Genomic DNA, 17,118 nt, shown 5'->3' on the forward strand with positions numbered 1-17,118 from the left:
CTTAGAACGGGTTTAAGAATCGGGTAAATAAAGTGGTAAACCAACCTGGACGATTCGCATCAGCCAATGTGCCTTTGCCGGTATAGCTTATTTGCGCTTCAGCAATACGAAGCGACGAAACACGGTTACTTACATCAATATCGCCAGGGCGAACTAGCCCTTCAATTTCAATGTATTCATCGCCTTGGTTAAGTTTAATTTGCTTACGCCCTTTAATAACCAGCGACCCATTAGATAAAACATGATTAACCCGCACGGTAATAGCGCCACTGAGGAAGTTTTGTTGACTGGCGCTGCTTTCACCGTCAAACTTGGCACTCGAGCCTATACCCAAATTAAAATCAGCTACATTGAGTGCACCAGCAACTGGCACTGAAACATCCAAGTCGGTACTTTTATCTAAACTTGAATCGGCACTTTTACTTGATTGCGTGCGCTCGTTAAGCACCACAGTTAAAATATCGCCAACTCGGTAAGCACGTTTATCTGCATACAAAGAAAACATATAGTTATCTTGAAATAAGCTACCATCTTGCTGATTCAAACCCTGTGCATAGGCATCTTGGCTTATTTCATAGTCTCGAACTGATTTTTGAGTGGTGCTTTGTGGACATTTCACTTCCCCATACACCACTTCGCATTCCACCATTTGGGTTTTTGACGGGGTATTGCTACAACCAGCAACACCCAAAAGCAGCAAAAATAATGTTAACTTATTCATCATAATCATACGTTTTGATTTATAAAGCGCAGCATTTCATCTGCTGCAGAGACCACTTTAGCGTTCATCTCGTAAGCGCGCTGTACGGCAATCATGCTTACCATTTCATCAACAACGCTCACGTTTGAGCCTTCAATAGTAAATTGTTGCAAGCCACCAAAAGCATCTTCACCGGGGATCCCCTCAACAGGTTCACCGGATGCTGCTGTTTCGCGGTACAAATTGCCACCTAAGCTTTGTAGGCCTGCAGGATTTGCAAAGTTAACTGTTAACATTTGACCTAACTCAACCGCTTGCGCATCCTTACCTACTACCGCAGTAACGGTGCCGTCGGTGCCAATACTCACTTTAGTGGTGCCCTCTGGTAGCGCAATATTTTGCGCCAAAGGTAAGCCGTTGCTGTTTACCAGTAATGACTCAGAGTTAAGCTGAAACTGACCGTTACGGGTAAACAATAACTCGCCATCAGGACTTTCAATTTGAAAGAAACCTTGCCCAGCAATGGCTACATCTAATTGATTGCTGGTTGTTTCAAAGCTACCTTCGGTAAATTGCTTTTGCGTACCGTTAATACGAACACCGGTTCCCACCTGAATCCCAGATGGCAGCTGATTAAGCTCATCTACCTGCGCGCCAGGCTGTTTTTGTACTTGGTAAAATAAATCTTCAAATACCGCTCTGTCTTTTTTAAAACCGGCAGTGCTTACGTTCGCTAGGTTATTAGATATTGTTGTCATTCTTAAATCTTGCGCTGCAAGACCGGTTTTACTCACCCATAATGCTGAATTCATGTTTGGCTTCCTATTTACCCACGTCCACTGATGAGCTTATTACCGCTGGTCGCTAATTCGTCAGCAGACTTCATCATTTTTACGTTCATTTCAAATTGGCGGCTAATATTCATTGTTTTGATCATTTCAGCCACCGCATTCACGTTAGAGCCTTCTAAAGCACCCGTTCTTACTGTAATTGTTTCGTCGGCTTCAAGCGGCTGCAAATCGTTAGCTCTGAGTAAGCCATCAGCACCTTTGATTAAATTTGCATCGGTACTGGCTAATTTAATTTGCGCATCTTCTGCAATTACACCGCCGCCAATGGGAGTTAGGTTGATCATGCCGTTTGAGCCAATTTCAATATCACCAAATTCAGGGAGTTGAATATCGCCACCGTCACCTTGCACGCGGCGACCGTTCACAGTAACAAAGCCGTCGGCATCAACCACTAAATTACCCGCACGGGTATAAGCAGGCTCACCGTTGTCATCCATCACCTCTAAATAACCGCCGTTGCTCAGTGCTAAATCAAGATTACGGCCAGTATCCATGATTGGCCCTGACGATAAGTCAGTAGTTACTGGTGTTAGTTGCGCGTGGTAACGAGTACGAAAGCCCTCGCCTTGTACCATCATTGATTGCGCTTGCTCTAAGTCGGCCTTAAAACCTACGGTGCTAACATTTGCTAAGTTATTTGCAGCAACGCGTAAGGCGGTATTATTAAGTTCAGCACCCGAAACGGCGGTATAAATTAACTTTTCCACGCTCAGCTTCCTTAGGTGTTACTAAATAAAATTTGCATCATTTCATCAGCACTGCTGATGGTTTTAGCATTTGCTTGGTAATTTTGTTGAAATGACATTAAGCCAACCAGCTGTTCACTAATATCGACGTTTGAACCCATAAATGAACCCGACAGTAATTTACCCAGTGAGCCACTTTCTGGCTCGCCATAAAGTGCAGAGCCTGACTCTTCAGTTTGATACCACACGGTATTACTGCCTTGCTCTAAACCATCAACATTCGCAAACGAGGCAAGTACAACCTGACCTTGTAATTTAGATTCACCGTTAGTAAATGTTGCAAATACACGGCCGTCGTCTTCAACTTTTACACCAGAAAACGCCCCTGAGGTATAGCCGTTGGCATCGTTTTCGTTAACACTGAAACTTGAACCAAACTGCGTTGTACCATCGAATTTAAGCGCGATATTTAATGCTGCTGCGCCACTGGTTATTTCTGCATTACCTGGCGTTGAAGTAATAGGCACTTCTAAATCAACCGCCGTTAAGTCGCCTGAAAACGGCACCATTTGGCCATCGGTATCAAAGTTAAGTGTAATGGTACCGGCGTTAATTGAACCACCCGCACCATCATCAATAGCTTGAGTACCTGTCGTCGCACCAAGCGCTGAAAGCTGAGCTTGAGTAAGGGGTTTACCATCTAAGAAAAACATCGCTTGCCATTCGTTGCTACCCGTATGGTTAAAATACTGGGTCATTACATGGCTGTTACCTAAGGAGTCGAATACTTCGGTAGATTGAGAAAAGTTATATTGGCTACCATCTTTAGGATCAAATACCGCAGGAGCTGTTGGATAAGCAATCACGTCGCTAGAAGAACTTAAGTTACCGTTAAAGTTAATATTGGTACTGGCTTGTGCTTCTATGTTTGAGGCTTCAATTTTTAAATCGGTTAATACACCCGGTACAATTGTCGGCTCACCACCATCAACCTGAGACACACCAAAACCTTGCAGTTTGCCGCCGTTGGCATTAACAATATTTAAGTCGTTATCTAACTGAAACTGGCCTGCTTGGGTGTAAGCCGTGCGGCCGTTTTCTGATATGGCAAAAAAACCTTGGCCATCAATAGCAATATCCAGCGCATTACCGGTGCGCACAATTTCACCACCGGTGACAAAATCTTCTTTAACATTGGCAACTTTAACGCCGCCGCGTTGACTGCCGTTATACACTGCGGCAAATTCTGCGGTGTTATTTTTATAACCAGCAGTACCCGAGTTAGCAATATTATTACTGGTTACTTCTAATCCTGTTTGGGTACTTTTAAGACCACTTAATCCTATATTGAACATAGACATATTATTTATTCCTCTTATTTATGCCACTTGATTAATTTCAGTGATACCAAAATTACCCAAACCATCGACTTGTAATAAAATATCTTCTAACGATTTACCTACAGAAACACGCTCAACCTCACCACTTAGCCAAGTATCAAGCTGCTTTGGTACCTCTTCAGTAGTGGCATACGCTCTCACTGCATACGCACCGGCTTCTTGGTTTTCAAATTCAAAACGCAATGAACCGACTCCAGAATAAGGCAGTTGTTTTTCTTCAACTAATTCACCATCTTGGTTATAAAGTTGCACAGTGACAGAGTCTGCGGGTTCCCCTAAATTAACCATGCCAGAGACACTGCCATCTTGTTCAAGAGCAATACTGCTTGCTTGTACATCAACCGTTTGGCCAACCATATTAGTGGCTTCAAGCACCGCTAAGCTGCTCACATAATCCAAACCATCGGCGGTGTTTTGGCGAATGCTTTGTAACGACTCAACATTAGAAAACTCCGCAAGCTGGCTCACATATTGAGTGCCGTCCATAGGTTGTAATGGATTTTGATTACTAATTTGCGCAACAAGTAACTCTAAAAACATGGTCGACATTTCATCTGCTGAGCTATTACCGGCAATATTCGTAGTGTTTTTTGCCCCGTCGGCTGCGCTTGGAACGGCTGAATTAACTTGCATAAAATTATTGTCCTAACTTAAGAATGCTTTGCTGCATGCTATTTACACGCCCCATAACTTCAACAGATGTTTGGTAGCTACGACTTGCAGACATCATGTCGGCCATTTCTTCAAGTGCATTTACGTTGGAGTAAAATACATAACCATCGTTGTTAGCAATTGGGTTATTTGGCTCGTAGCGCTGCTCTACCGCACGATTTGACTCAGTGATCCCTAACACATCAACCGAGGCTGAAATTGATTGGCTGTCTTGTGTTTGTTTGTACAAAGCAGAAAATACTGGTTTAAGTGCCTTGTAAGCGTCGGCTTCTGAACCGGCTGCGGTATCGGCATTGGCTAGGTTAGATGCAATGGTATCGAGGCGAATAACTTGAGCGCGCATGGCGCTGCCGCTAGCGTCATAAATTGAATTAAAAGACATTATGATTTCCCTGAAATAACTTTATGTAAGCCATTTATTTTCATATTTAAGAAGGTCAAACTGGTTTGAAAATCCATACTGTTGCTGGCAAATTTTGCTTGCTCAATATTTAACTCAACAGTATTGCCATCACTTGATGGTTGATAAGGAACGCGATATTTGAGTTCATCCGTTTGTACGCCAGCAAAATCAACATCTCTGTTTTGCGAAAAACTGGATGAAACACTTTGCATAATTTGACGGTAATCTACATCTCGAGATTTAAACCCAGGCGTGTCAACATTAGCCAAGTTACTGGCAATGACTTCTGCTCTGTCTAACCTTAATTTCATTGAAAAAGGGTGAACACCTAACGCTTTATCAAATAGTTCCATTGTTGCCTCTAATTTTTGTTTCTTGTATGCTTTCGCGCTTCGCATACACTTTCTACCTTGTGTATAACAACCTTTATGCCAACTTTTAAAAGTATATTTTTTCAATGACTTACATAAAAAAAGAGCAAAAAACAGCCCAACACACGGAAGCTAAACTTCCCCAAGGGAAGCGTTGGCTTTTCCGCTTACTTTTAACTATTGGACTTCTGCCAGCTCATGCTATGGCCATCCCCATTAATTTTGATAAAGAAATTCGGCAGTTTTTGCACAGTGAAATTAAGAGCTATTTGCGCTCGGTTAATTCGCAAAGTCAGCGACAAGATATAGAATTATTTATTCCTAAAGGCAGCGAAAATTTAAGCTGTGATGAATTGCAAATCACTCGCTCACAAAATCACACGCCACCTGCAGGCAGGGTGAGTATTTCTGTATCTTGCCCATCGCCTGCTTGGCGTTTTAGGGCCAGTGCCAAAGTAAGTGTGTGGATAAACCTAGTAGCTGCCAAGCACACTTTAAACCGAGGTAAAGTGCTTAATAAGCAAGACTTAGAATATAAAAGCGTGGATTTAGGCAAGCACCGCCATCAAGGCGAAACCGGTATTGATCAGCTAGTTGGACTCACCGTTAAACGCGAGATTGATAAAGGCACGGTGATCTCCACCCGATACCTAGAAAAGCAGTATTTAATCAATAAAAATGAGCATATTTCACTGCAAATAAATACCGCAACTTTCTCAGCCAATGTTAAAGCCATTGCTCTTGAAGATGGTCAGCTTGGTGAGGTTATTAATGTAAAAAATTTATCATCAAAAAAAGTAGTTCAAGGTAGAGTAATTGCGCAAGGCGTAGCAGAGGCGACATTTTAAAAAATGTCGAAATAAAAGTTAAGTAATGCTTGTACTTGGTCGCTGATATAAACTAAGCAATATAAATTCGATAAACGAATTAGGTAATAAACAATGAATATAAGTGCAATAACAACCACTGCGGTTGATCAAAGCCAAAAAATAAACCAGCGTTCTTCACTGGATGCAAAACCAGAACAACAACCTGTAGCGACTAAACAAGAGCAAGCAAACTCAGTGAGTGCATTAAGTAAATCAATAGACTCAACATTTCAAGATTTAGCTGCAAAGCCAGACGTTGATATGGATAAAGTAGCCATGATGAAAGCGGCAATTGCCAGTGGTGAATTTAAAATTAATATTGATGAAACCGTTAACGCTATGGTTGAACTTCATAAAAAATGAAAACTGTAAAAGAGTATATTGTAAGTCTGCAACAAGACATTACTAAGCTAGACGCGTTAATTGAATTACTTGAAACGCAATACGAATTGCTAAGCCAACGTAATGTGCAGCTAGAAACACATAATAAAAAAATGCTCGGCTTTTTAGAAAGCTTAAATGAATCGCACAACCAGCGCGATGGCTTTTTGGTGAGTTTAGGCTTACAAGGTGGCAAAGAAGGTTTAGCACAATTAACCGCGCTTCTACCTGTTGATATAAACACCCTTACTACTAAGCTATTGCATCAGCTTGAGCTAAAAACTAAAACCTGCAAAATAATGAATGAACGCTCAGGGCAATTACTCTCAAGCCAGCGTCGGTTGTTACAGCGCTTAACTGGCGGTGAAAACAAACAAGCTTACCCAGAAATGCCTTTATAAATACGTTACATAAAGGCATTTTCTTGTTTAGTCACTTTGCGCTATATTTTTACTTTACTCCTATTATTACCTTTTAAAACCCTATCTTGAGTCCAAAAATAGTTATTCCGCTAAAACTTAGTATTATTAGCTTTTGTGCAACTTTGCGGCTAATTGTATTTATAATAAGCAAATAGCGGCTAACGTCACCTTTATTAGACTAAAGAATGATTGCTGCTGAATCTGCTGATTTTATGACCTTTTCGCTATTCTGCATGACAAGATCACACTGTAAAAACAGAACAATAAACCACTGAATTTAAAGAGCTTTTAAATTTAACAAGCCAGTTACAACACATCCCTTTGCTATTTTTGTTAATACTTACAAAGCGTTAAACTGGGCTATGCACGACCTTTTGCCTAATTACAATCTGTAGCAAGCTGTTTTACCCTGCGCACTCAATGTTCATTTGCTTTGTAAAAGCTGTATTTTTATTTTGAGTTAGCAACTAAGTTGCAGGAGAAGTCATGACCACCAAGCCGCTAGATGATAATTCATCTGATGCTATACCAGGAGCGAATATTCAAACCGTGTCCGATAGCTATGAAAATCTTCATAAACCCAGCTCTGAGTTTGAAAGTCGCGACGCTTACCTAGAGCACGAGCTGCAAATTATGCAGCCAAAACGCTGGCGTCCAAACTTACCGTTTAGAGATTATCGCTTTGAATTTGAAGACACCATTCCAGCGATGGCCGCAACTATAGGTAAAGTTGTGATGGTTGCAGCCATTGCAGCCACGTTTGCAGGCCCTTTAGGCTTAAGTGATGACTTTGTACTTGAAAACGTACGCTACGAACTTTTAATTGTTTCGTTATTTATTTTATTATTTTCGGGCTTTATTTTACCGACCGCTAATTTAGCCGGTACTCATGGCCCACTCATTCCATTAATTCCTATTGTGGTTGCCGCAGGTGGACACCCTATGGCCTTTGGTTTACTCATAGGTGCCTTTGGATTGATATTAGCATTTAGTAAAGGCGGCAGCCTCATGGCCAAACTCACCAGTAAAGGGGTGTGTGGTGGCCTACTCCTCTATTTAGGCTTTGTGGGTACCATTTCACAAGTTAAAAAGCTGTTTGCATGGGCTGAAGAAATTCAAATGACCCATATTGCTTTTATTGTAATCTTAGCCACAATTTTACTTTATGCTTTATTGGAGCATTACAAAAAACGCTGGTTAGCCGTGCCACTGAGCTGTTTAATTGGTGGCTTTACTGCTTTTGCATTGGGCGCACCGTTTGAGTTTCATACGGCACCGGGCTTACCAAACATGAACCCTATGTACTGGTGGGGCGAAAACACCGGCTGGATGCTTGGCTTACCAACAGCTGAAAGCTTTGTAGTTGTACTTCCTTTTGCAGTTTTAGCAGTCGCTATGTGGTCGCCTGACTTTTTAGGCCATCAAGTATTTCAAAAAATTAGTTACCCTGAGCGTACTGAAAAAGTACAAATGAATATTGACGATACCATGCTTAGCGCATCAACAAGACAAACCTTTGGCTCGCTATTAGGCGGTGCTAACTTTGCGTCATCTTGGGGTACTTACATTGTTCCTGCTGCTATTGCAAAACGCCCTATTCCTGCAGGCGCAATTTTAACTGCGTTATTTTGTATTATCGCTGGTGTTTGGGGCTATCCAATGGACTTAGCTATTTGGCAGCCAGTATTGTGTGTTGCATTAATTGTAGGGGTGTTTATTCCACTACTTGAAGCGGGTATGGAAATGACCCGTGAAGGTAAAACCACCCAATCAGCCGCCATTGTGGTGTTTGCATCAAGCCTAGTAAACCCTGCATTTGGTTGGTCACTAACTATGCTACTTGATAACTTGGGCCTTATTGGCTGTAAAGAAAGAAGTGCTGATTTATCGCGAATGAGCCGCTGGATCATTCCACTTATTATGTTTGTGTTATTAACCGGTGTAATGGCACTGGTAGGTATGCTGCCAGGCATTCCTGCGCTAATGCCAAGCTTTAGACATTAATTCCTTTATTAAACACCAAAGCGAGCTTTAACAGCTCGCTTTTTTTGTACTTATAAAAAACCAGCACAGTGTTCCTGCAATAATCCCCCCTGAAGTAACAGTCCCTGAAATAATTACAAGCCACCCTGCAGAATTTTTATAAAGCTCGCCACCGGCTAAAAAACTTTACGCATCAAAAAAAACAATAACCAGTTGATATATAAACAAAATAAAGCGTTTTACTTTCTGGTATAGCCTTTGCAACTTTATAAGTGAACGTTAAAAATCATTTTATTAGTAACGCTTTTAAAATGAAAAATCATCACTCTTAATAAGGAGCTAATTATGAATAGCGATCGTATCGAAGGAAACTGGAAAGAACTTAAAGGTAAAGCGCAGCAAAAATGGGGCGATCTTACCAACGATGATTTAGATAAAATTGAAGGTAGCCGTACCGAGCTTGTTGGTAAAATTCAGCAAAAATACGGTAAATCCAAAGATGAGGCCGAGCGCGAAGTAAATGACTTTGAGAAAGGTCATTAAAACGAAGCGTGTTAACAGCTTTACTTGCTAATAAAAAACCGCCAATTGGCGGTTTTTTTGTTATCTCAAGCTTAACTATTTTGCCAGCGCTAACTTCACTGCTGCTTCGGCATGTATTTTGGTGGTGTCGTAAAGCGGAACCTGCGTATGTTGTGACTTTACCAACAAGGCGATTTCAGTACAGCCTAAAATGATGGCCTGCGCGCCTTGCTCAAATAATCGCTCTATAATACGCACATAATCGGCTCGCGAATCGTCATCAATAATCCCTTGGCATAACTGCGAATAAATAACCTCGTGCACTCGATTTCGCTCATTAGGCTGAGGTATTAATACCTCAATGTTATGCTTATCGGTTAAACGCTCTTTGTAAAAGTTTTGCTCCATTGTAAATTGCGTGCCCAACAACCCTACTCGCGAAATATTATCGAGTTTTAGTTGCTCGGCGGTAGCATCAGCAATATGTAAAATAGGAATTGTAATATTACTGGCAATCTCATCGGCCACTTTATGCATAGTGTTGGTACAAATAAGTAAAAAGTCGGCACCACCAACCTCTACAGATTTAGCTGCCTTGGTGAGTAACTTAGCTGTTTGTTGCCAATCGCCTTGATGCTGTAGTGCTTCAATTTCCGCAAAATCGACGCTCACCATACAAATTTTAGCACTATGCAGTCCACCCAACGAGTTTTTAACGCCTTCGTTTAAAACTTTGTAATAGCTGGCTGTTGACTCCCAACTCATACCACCCAACATACCGATTGTTTTCATAGCTAGTTCCGACTCTCGATTACAGTTTACGTTTCACAGTAAGTTAAAAATAGCCGCTCTTCACTAGAAACTTAATTAGCCTTATTAACTGCACTGATCACAGCGTCAGACAATAACAACTTATCGTCTTTATATACTTCAAGCCAACCTGGTGGTGAGGTATCACAACCAATTACCGTTACTTGCAATACGTAACTGTAACGTCCGTTTTTAAACGTATAGTGATGATTGCCACCACTACCTTCAAAGGTAATATCACCATTAATTAAAACGATATCAGGCTTATCGCTTGGGCTTTTATCAATGCTCCACGACGCATAACGGAAGTTTCCATCGCCTAAATCATCAATGCGAACTCGGTATTTTGCTGTGTCCCAATCAAGTATTGGTTTTTGAAAGGTTTTAATACTTGAATGAAGTGATTGTTTATTTTGAGCGATTAACTTTTCTGCATGTGCTTGCTCAGTGGTATTTTGTGTATTCACAGCAATAACTTTGCCGTCTGTGTCTACCCACATTACGCCGTTATTGAGCATAATACCGCGCCAACCTACGTTATCCCAGTCGGTATTGATATTAGAGCTGCCAATAACGGCAACAAGTTCCTCATCAAACACTTCATCAAAGCGGTTAATAAACTCAGCTTCATTTTTAATATCAGGAAGTGGGTATCGTCTTTTTAGAGGGTAGCGAATATGCGCAGCAATCGCAGTTTTATCATGCGTTTTAAAAGCAGTAATAACAGGTAAAACGCTCTCGTGATACTTTTGCTCTAGCGCAAATGTGTTCGATGTGAAAAATAGAGATAGGCAAAGTAATACATAATTTAAATATTTCATCTATAACCCTTTCAACCTTTAATAACCTAAGCTATGTTTAAAATTAAGCATCATATTGATTCAATGACAATTAACCCAATATTATAATCAATTCTTGATATTCTACAGTTACGCATCCCTCTGATACTAATCCCATTATCAAGTACTTCTATAAGCTTTATACTTTCATCAGTCGTCAATAGTTTTAATTGGCTTAAGTCATCGATTTTTAAAGTAACTTTTGATGTAGTCTTATACTTCGCAGAAACAGGTGTTCTTATATCGCTTAAAATTACACCATTAGATATTATTCTTTTGGATAATGTATAGATCTTTACTAAGCTCTTCGGCTCTGCGCTTAATAACTTTGAAAGCAGCGCTTCACCTTTAATAGGCTTTATAACTGAGGAATAAACATTTCTATATGAATTTAGTACTGAAAAATAATTCAAATAAAAGATATTTTCTAAATCTGCATTATTGAAAACTATGCTCTTTTTAGCATCTAACATTTCACACGACACATACGCAGTCTTATGATTTAACGGTAAAAAAAAGAATATAACTTCTCGGCTTTCACTTTGAGAATCTATAAGATATCTTTTTGGTATAATTTTTAAAGCGTCAGAGAGGTTTATTTGGAGTTTAACAACAGGGTTGTCAGAGGTAACAAATGTGAATCCTGTGGAATTATAAATAATAGCAGCATGCTGATCTATTAAGTCTCCAAAGTCGACAGTAAGCAGACTCCTTTTAGCTATATTTTGAGATGCTACTTTATAATTATCCTTCCCTTCAAAAGCATCCAGTCAACCAGCAACTCTATCCTCATTCCCCTGAAATTGCTTAATAAAGGGCTCTACTCTCATATATTGTAAACTAACAAAATAGGATAGAAATGACATAGTTTCATTAGTGAGATTGCCTTTTATTACTTCTTTAAAGACTTTAGAGTACTCCCCTTCAATTATTGATAAATAATTTTCAATGGCTGGATTTCTAGGGTCATCTTCAGGTAGATTATAAAAATACGACTCTGTGAAAGTCGTATGTCTAACTGATCTTAATTTCCAACCAGAAGATAGAGTTTTGTCATTTACATATAATCCAGCCTTAAAATTTCCTATCGACTTTTGCTCTTTAGATAAAGGAGCTATGAAATTTTTTAGATAGCAAGCTGGAACTAGATGCTGTTTCTTTTTCTCTGGCATTAAAAGTTATACCTTATATGTATCTATTTTTATACCCACATTAAAAATAGAAAATTATAAAAATAGCCCACTATAATATATTGAAAAACGAGTCTCATGGACTCGTTTTAGTTTTACTGATAGCTGAAAGCTGACCGCTTCAACCTTTGATCGCTTCAACCTTTGATCGCTTGGCTATTTAATCACTTCGCTTTACTCCGGATCATACCCCAAGTTAGGCGATAACCACCTTTCAGCCTCTGCGAGCGTCATATTAGTTCGCTTGGCGTAGTCTTCTACCTGATCCTTCTGTATTGCAGCAACGGCGTAGTATTTAGCTTGTGGGTGTGAGAAGTACCAACCCGAAACCGCGGCCCCTGGCCACATGGCGTACGAGCTGGTGAGCTGCATACCAATACGTTTTTCAGTATCGAGTAACTGCCAAATTTTCTTTTTCTCGGTGTGCTCTGGGCACGCTGGGTAACCAGGCGCTGGGCGAATACCTTGGTAGTTTTCGCGTATTAGCTCATCGTTACCTAGGTTTTCATTCGGTGCATAACCCCAATACTCTTTACGCACTTGTTCGTGCAGGTATTCAGCAAACGCTTCAGCAAGCCTATCAGCAACCGCTTTTACCATTATTTTATTATAGTCGTCTTGCTTGGCATCGAACGCGTCAGCGAGATCGTCTTCTTCTAAGCCACCCGTTACCGCAAATGCGCCAAAGTAATCAGGCGTTCCTTTTGGCGCAATGTAATCGGCTAAACAGTAATTAGCAAAGTCGGTTTTTTCGGTTTGCTGGCGTAAATGGCACGAAGTAGTTAATAGCTCTTTTCGCGTTTCATCGGTGTAAATTTCTATGTCATCGCCCACGCGGTTTGCAGGGAATAAACCAATTACACCTAGTGGTTGCAAAGTGCCTGATTTTTCAAGCTCATCGAGCATATCGTTGGCATCTTTAAACAAGCTTTGTGCTTGTTCGCCCACTACTTCATCGGTCATTATGCGCGGATATTTACCGGCGATTGACCAGGTCATAAAGTACGGCGTCCAGTCTATGTATTTGCGTAAAGTCGCGATTGATACATTTTTAAACTCAGTCACGCCCAGCTTTTTAGGCACGGGTGGGGTGTAGTTATCCCAATCAAGCTGTGCTGCATTATCACGGGCGCGCTGTATGGTAACCGGTTTTGAGCGCGGCTTTTTGCGTGCTTGTTGTTCGCGTACTTTGTCGTACTCGGCGGTGGTTTTAGCTAAAAATTCTGCTTTATGCTCTTTTGATAATAAATTAGACACCACACCCACGGCGCGGCTGGCGTTATTTACATACACTACGCCTTTGTCGTACTGCGGCTCTATTTTAACTGCGGTATGCGCTTTTGAGGTGGTTGCCCCACCAATCATGAGTGGTAGCTCAAAGCCACGACGTTTCATTTCTTTGGCAACATGTACCATTTCATCAAGCGATGGGGTAATTAAGCCCGAAAGGCCTATAATATCGGCTTTTTCGTCAATCGCGGTTTGCAGTATTTTATCTGCTGGGACCATTACCCCAAGGTCGATTACTTCGTAGTTATTGCATTGCAGTACTACGCCTACGATGTTTTTACCTATGTCGTGCACGTCGCCTTTTACGGTGGCCATAACAATTTTACCGTTGGTCGCGCCCTCTTCTTTTTCAGCTTCTATGTATGGGTCAAGGTAGGCGACCGCGCGTTTCATTACACGGGCCGACTTAACCACTTGCGGTAAAAACATTTTACCGGCACCAAATAAATCCCCAACCACGTTCATGCCGTCCATGAGTGGCCCTTCAATGACGTGAATAGGTTTATCGGCGCCAACACGGCACTCTTCTGTATCTTCATCTATGAAGGTGGTTATGCCTTTTACTAGGGCATGCTCTAGGCGTTTTTCAACCGACCAAGTGCGCCATTCTAAATCTTCTACCCGCTCAGCTTGTGCCATGCCTGAATATTTAGGCGCAAGTTCAACAAGGCGCTCACCTGCACCTGGGTCGGTGTTAAGAATTACATCTTCTACGGCTTTGCGAAGTTCCTCGGGGATGTCGTCGTAAACTGCAAGTTGCCCTGCGTTTACTATGCCCATATCCATACCCGCTTTTATAGCATGGTATAAAAACACCGAGTGAATCGCTTCACGTACCGGGTTATTACCTCTAAACGAAAACGATACGTTTGACACCCCACCCGACACTTTACAGTGCGGTAAGTTTTGCTTAATGCGGCGGGTGCCTTCAATAAATTCTACGGCGTAGTTGTCGTGCTCTTCTATACCGGTGGCAACGGCAAATATGTTGGGGTCGAATATAATGTCTTCTGGCGGGAAGCCAATTTCGTCGACCAAAATACGGTAGCTGCGCTCACAAATTTCAAACTTACGATCGGCGGTATCGGCTTGGCCGTCGGTATCAAACGCCATCACAACAGCGGCGGCGCCAAAGCGTTTTATAATTTTAGCTTGGCGAATAAACGGCTCTTCACCCTCTTTAAGTGAAATGGAGTTAACAATGGCCTTGCCTTGAATACACTTTAAGCCTGCTTCTATAACTTCCCACTTTGAGGAGTCGACCATTATAGGTACTTTAGAAATATCAGGCTCTGAGGCAATTAAGTTTAAAAACTTAACCATGGCCGCTTTTGAGTCCAGCATGGCTTCGTCCATGTTGATATCAATAACCTGTGCGCCATTTTCTACTTGTTCGCGGGCCACATTCAGGGCGGTCTCGTAGTCTTCTTCCATGATCAAACGTTTAAACATGGCCGAGCCTGTCACGTTAGTACGCTCGCCGACATTGGTAAATACTGCAATTTGTTGGGTCATTGGCGGCTCCTTAATTTAAGTTACAGGCTTCTAGGCCTGATAAACGCATGCGCACTTCAAGCTCTGGTAATTTTCGTGGTGCTGCGCCTTCAAGCCCTTTGGCAAAGGCACGAATGTGCGCAGGCGTAGTGCCGCAGCAACCGCCAACAATATTAATAAAGCCCGATTTACCCCAATCTATGATCTCTTTTGCCATGTCGCCTGCTTCTAAATCGTATTCTCCAAACTCATTGGGTAAGCCCGCATTAGGATGAACAGAGACAAAGGTTTCGCATACGCGTGATAGCTCTTCAACGTATTGGCGTAATAAATCTGGCCCTAGGGCGCAATTTAAGCCAATTGAAAGCGGCTTAATATGACGAATAGAGTTATAAAATGCTTCGGTGGTTTGCCCTGAAAGCGTGCGGCCTGAGGCGTCGGTAATAGTGCCTGATATCATTACTGGTAATTTACGCCCTGCTTGTTCAAACGCCTCTTCTACCGCGAATGAGGCGGCTTTTGCATTTAGGGTGTCGAATATGGTTTCGATTAAAATAATATCTACACCGCCCTCCATAAGCGCAAGGGTCGACTCCACATACGCAGTCACTAACTTATCAAAGGTGATATTACGATAGCCCGGGTCGTTTACATCCGGCGATAACGAACAGGTTTTAGATGTTGGCCCTAAAACACCCGCTACATAGCGCGGTTTTTCTGGGGTTTTAGCGCTAAATTCATCACATACAGCACGGGCTAACTTAGCTGACTCTAAATTAACTTCACGGCTTATGCTCGCCATGTCGTAATCTTCCATCGAAATAGTGGTCGAGTTAAAGGTGTTGGTTTCGATAATATCGGCACCGGCGGCTAAAAAACTGCGGTGTATATCAGTAATAATTTCAGGCTTGGTTAGGCTTAATAAATCGTTATTACCTTTAATAAGCACATGCCAATCTTTAAAACGTTCACCACGGTAGTCTTGCTCTTCAAGCTTATGCGCTTGGATCATGGTTCCCATTGCACCATCTAAAATTAAAATGCGCTGTTTGAGCGCAGTGCTCAGCTGTTCATGCTTATTGTTTTGAGAATTATTCGGCATAGTTGTTAGTCCTTACGTCTTGGCTAACTAAGTTAATATCATAGGGTGTGGTTTGGTAAACGTAATAATTTAACCAGTTTGAAAACAGTAAAAACGCGTGACTTTGCCATGTTTTAGACGGTTGTTTGCTGGCATCGTCATCAGGAAAATAGTTTTCAGGCTTTGGCGCATCGGGACTTTTTTGTAAATCGCGCTCATATTCGGCTTTTAAACTGTCGGCATCGTATTCGGGGTGGCCGGTAATAAACACTTGGCTGCCCGATTTATTTTTAAGTAAATACGCCCCTACTCGTTCAGAGCCCGCTAATACCACCAGCTCTTCACAGGCGTTTATTTTATTAATATCTATGTGGCCATAGCGTGAGTGGGGTACTAAAAAGGTATCGTCAAAGCCGCGGGTAAGTGCACCATGGGCAAAATAGCATTGATGGGTAAATACTCCGCAAAGTTTATTGTCTTTTAAATCGCGCTTTAAATTATAACGGTGGTATAAGGCCGCGTGGGCAGCCCAGCACGAAAACAAGGTAGAAGTTACATGTTGCTCGGCCCAATCAATAATTACTTTGAGCTCTTCCCAATACGCTACTTCTTCATACTCTAAATGTGCGAGCGGTGCACCGGTAATTAACAGTGCATCGTAGTTGTTGTTTTTTACTTCTGAGAAATAACGATAAAAAGTATCTAAGTGTTGCTCAGAGTTGCTACTACTGCGATGCGTGTCTAGGCGCAATAGCTCAACATTTACTTGCAGCGGAGAGTTAGCCAACAAGCGAATAAACTGTACTTCGGTTTCTACTTTATTAGGCATAAGATTAAGAATAGCCAAACGCATAGGGCGTATTTCTTGGGTTTTTGCACGCGTTTTTGGCATTACAAACACGTTTTCATGACGTAAACGTGCAATAGCTGGCAATTCGTCTTCTACTGTAATTGGCATTCTTAAAGCTCCTGCTCATAAAAACCGAGAGTTAATACGCTCTCATTATGAACAGAATGCCAAAAATATCAACCTCTAGATGTATAGATGTCTAAATGAAATTTATTCACGCGGTTTGTACAAATTGAATATGTACTTTAAAACAGTGCCATTCGTTGACTGTTTCACCTGTGAGCCACTACAATACAGCATTGAA

19 protein-coding genes are annotated in these 17,118 nt (G+C 41.5%); 5 read left to right on the top strand and 14 right to left on the bottom strand.

What is annotated here, in order from left to right; all coding sequences use genetic code 11:
* Window position 1: 1 nt before the first annotated feature.
* Genes DK924_RS15295 through flgB form a run of 7 tightly spaced genes read right to left on the bottom strand, consistent with a single transcriptional unit; the run spans window position 2 to window position 5,110 of the window.
* Window positions 2-724 (bottom strand): flagellar basal body L-ring protein FlgH, encoded by a 723-nt coding sequence (locus DK924_RS15295; protein ID WP_258306473.1) that lies wholly within the window; start codon window positions 722-724, stop codon window positions 2-4.
* A gap of 2 nt (window positions 725-726) precedes the next feature.
* A complete protein-coding gene (gene flgG / locus DK924_RS15300; protein WP_010391154.1) occupies window positions 727-1,512 on the bottom strand; it encodes a flagellar basal-body rod protein FlgG in 786 nt (261 codons plus the stop codon).
* A 14-nt stretch (window positions 1,513-1,526) separates the two neighbouring features.
* Window positions 1,527-2,258, bottom strand: a complete 732-nt coding sequence (locus DK924_RS15305; protein ID WP_055011654.1) for a flagellar basal body rod protein FlgF — start codon at window positions 2,256-2,258, stop codon at window positions 1,527-1,529.
* 11 nt (window positions 2,259-2,269) lie between these two features.
* Window positions 2,270-3,598, bottom strand: coding sequence for a flagellar hook protein FlgE (locus tag DK924_RS15310; protein WP_109875594.1), 1,329 nt, complete (start codon window positions 3,596-3,598; stop codon window positions 2,270-2,272).
* An 18-nt stretch (window positions 3,599-3,616) separates the two neighbouring features.
* Window positions 3,617-4,270, bottom strand: a complete 654-nt coding sequence (locus tag DK924_RS15315) for a flagellar hook assembly protein FlgD (RefSeq protein WP_010391147.1) — start codon at window positions 4,268-4,270, stop codon at window positions 3,617-3,619.
* 4 nt (window positions 4,271-4,274) lie between these two features.
* Entirely contained in the window at window positions 4,275-4,691 is a 417-nt protein-coding gene (flgC, locus tag DK924_RS15320) for a flagellar basal body rod protein FlgC (protein WP_010391144.1), read from the bottom strand.
* Entirely contained in the window at window positions 4,691-5,110 is a 420-nt protein-coding gene (gene flgB, locus DK924_RS15325) for a flagellar basal body rod protein FlgB (protein ID WP_010391142.1), read from the bottom strand. Before flgB ends, flgC begins: the two co-directional genes overlap by 1 nt.
* A gap of 59 nt (window positions 5,111-5,169) precedes the next feature.
* Between flgB and flgA the strand changes: the two genes are divergently transcribed.
* From flgA to DK924_RS15350, 5 genes are all read left to right on the top strand, one after another.
* A complete protein-coding gene (gene flgA / locus DK924_RS15330) occupies window positions 5,170-5,931 on the top strand; it encodes a flagellar basal body P-ring formation chaperone FlgA (protein WP_109875595.1) in 762 nt (253 codons plus the stop codon).
* A 93-nt stretch (window positions 5,932-6,024) separates the two neighbouring features.
* Window positions 6,025-6,315, top strand: coding sequence for a flagellar biosynthesis anti-sigma factor FlgM (gene flgM / locus DK924_RS15335; RefSeq protein WP_055011651.1), 291 nt, complete (start codon window positions 6,025-6,027; stop codon window positions 6,313-6,315).
* Complete coding sequence (gene flgN, locus DK924_RS15340; RefSeq protein ID WP_010391136.1) at window positions 6,312-6,734, top strand: flagellar export chaperone FlgN; 423 nt, start codon at window positions 6,312-6,314, stop codon at window positions 6,732-6,734. The genes flgM and flgN overlap by 4 nt, the downstream gene beginning before the upstream one ends.
* A 507-nt stretch (window positions 6,735-7,241) precedes the next feature.
* Window positions 7,242-8,759 carry a DUF3360 family protein gene (locus DK924_RS15345; RefSeq protein ID WP_109875596.1) on the top strand — a complete coding sequence of 506 codons (1,518 nt, stop codon included), beginning with the start codon at window positions 7,242-7,244 and terminating at the stop codon, window positions 8,757-8,759.
* 324 nt (window positions 8,760-9,083) lie between these two features.
* A complete protein-coding gene (locus DK924_RS15350; RefSeq protein ID WP_008111942.1) occupies window positions 9,084-9,281 on the top strand; it encodes a CsbD family protein in 198 nt (65 codons plus the stop codon).
* Between the two features lie 75 nt (window positions 9,282-9,356).
* Here the strand turns inward: DK924_RS15350 and DK924_RS15355 are convergent, their stop codons facing one another.
* The 7 genes from DK924_RS15355 to metA all read right to left on the bottom strand — a co-directional run bounded on the left by DK924_RS15355 (window position 9,357) and on the right by metA (window position 16,922).
* Window positions 9,357-10,052 (bottom strand): aspartate/glutamate racemase family protein, encoded by a 696-nt coding sequence (locus DK924_RS15355; RefSeq protein WP_109875597.1) that lies wholly within the window; start codon window positions 10,050-10,052, stop codon window positions 9,357-9,359.
* 71 nt (window positions 10,053-10,123) lie between these two features.
* A complete protein-coding gene (locus DK924_RS15360; RefSeq protein WP_109875598.1) occupies window positions 10,124-10,891 on the bottom strand; it encodes a hypothetical protein in 768 nt (255 codons plus the stop codon).
* 50 nt (window positions 10,892-10,941) lie between these two features.
* The gene (locus DK924_RS15365) at window positions 10,942-11,382 is read right to left on the bottom strand and encodes a hypothetical protein (RefSeq protein ID WP_109875599.1); all 441 of its coding nucleotides are present in this window, start codon (window positions 11,380-11,382) and stop codon (window positions 10,942-10,944) included.
* Between the two features lie 297 nt (window positions 11,383-11,679).
* Entirely contained in the window at window positions 11,680-12,081 is a 402-nt protein-coding gene (locus tag DK924_RS15370) for a DUF4238 domain-containing protein (RefSeq protein WP_109875600.1), read from the bottom strand.
* A gap of 192 nt (window positions 12,082-12,273) precedes the next feature.
* Complete coding sequence (metH, locus tag DK924_RS15375) at window positions 12,274-14,904, bottom strand: methionine synthase (RefSeq protein WP_109875601.1); 2,631 nt, start codon at window positions 14,902-14,904, stop codon at window positions 12,274-12,276.
* Window positions 14,905-14,914: 10 nt separating this feature from the next.
* Window positions 14,915-15,985, bottom strand: a complete 1,071-nt coding sequence (locus DK924_RS15380) for a homocysteine S-methyltransferase family protein (RefSeq protein WP_109875602.1) — start codon at window positions 15,983-15,985, stop codon at window positions 14,915-14,917.
* Window positions 15,975-16,922, bottom strand: a complete 948-nt coding sequence (gene metA, locus DK924_RS15385; RefSeq protein WP_008111930.1) for a homoserine O-succinyltransferase — start codon at window positions 16,920-16,922, stop codon at window positions 15,975-15,977. Before metA ends, DK924_RS15380 begins: the two co-directional genes overlap by 11 nt.
* Between the last annotated feature and the right edge of the window lie 196 nt (window positions 16,923-17,118).

This window comes from Pseudoalteromonas sp. meg-B1 (assembly GCF_003173795.1).
Lineage (GTDB): Bacteria > Pseudomonadota > Gammaproteobacteria > Enterobacterales > Alteromonadaceae > Pseudoalteromonas > Pseudoalteromonas undina.